This window comes from Acinetobacter sp. AR2-3 (assembly GCF_001878775.1).
Taxonomy (GTDB): domain Bacteria; phylum Pseudomonadota; class Gammaproteobacteria; order Pseudomonadales; family Moraxellaceae; genus Acinetobacter; species Acinetobacter lwoffii_D.
The window spans coordinates 1-748 of record NZ_MJIQ01000016.1 but is presented as its reverse complement, the minus strand read 5'-3'; the positions used below and the strand labels follow the sequence as shown (position 1 = coordinate 748).

Here is a 748-nt window from a genome sequence, read left to right as displayed (position 1 = left end):
TCGGAGATGTGTATAAGAGACAGACCTATCTCTAAAGCCTTTGTAAGCATGGATTTATTCGCATTAAATACAGTTATATTCGCCTCATAAGAACGAGTAGCCGACATTAAATCAACCATTTCTTTTAATGGATCGACGTTAGGCATGTTTACATAACCATCTGCATTCGCATCTGGATGAGTTGGGTCATATACAAGTTTGAAAGGTGTTTCTTGATCTTCTGAGATTCGAGTAATTTTCACACCATTACCAACACCACTTTTTGCATTTTTACCTAGTGCTATATTCAAAAAATTAGAAAATTGTCCTTCTTGAGCTGACAGCGTCACGGACTTACGTCGATATGGTTCCCATTCCCCATTCACTTGCCGAGCGCGAGTTGTATCCATGTTAGCCATATTAGAAGAACTAACGTCCATACGTAAACGCTGCGCTGTTAATGCGGAGGCAGTGGTATTCATCCCATGAAAAATAGACATCTATTACTTACCTCCTTTAATAACAGTATTCAATGTGTTTAATTTCCCATTAACACGATCGATTAGAGCATTATAATAAATTTGTTTCTCTGCTAATTTCGCTTGCTCAGCATCCATATCTACAGCATTGCCATTGTTTCTATATCGCAAGTTCTCAACAATATTGACACCTGGTGTAGATTGTCGAAACGTGAAATCATAATGTCTATTATCAGTGCGGTATGCAGAAATAGCTATGCTCTTCTGCTCTTCCAACATATCCTTAAAAC

At 38.0% G+C, this 748-nt stretch carries 2 protein-coding genes; both read right to left on the bottom strand.

Annotated elements, in window-relative coordinates:
- Positions 1 to 479, bottom strand: a 479-nt coding sequence (flgC, locus tag BFN00_RS00705; protein WP_071850164.1) for a flagellar basal body rod protein FlgC, incomplete at its 3' end; no start/stop codon positions are given.
- A 3-nt stretch (positions 480 to 482) separates the two neighbouring features.
- Positions 483 to 748: flagellar basal body rod protein FlgB (locus BFN00_RS00700; RefSeq protein WP_071850163.1), on the bottom strand; the 266-nt coding region annotated here is incomplete at its 5' end.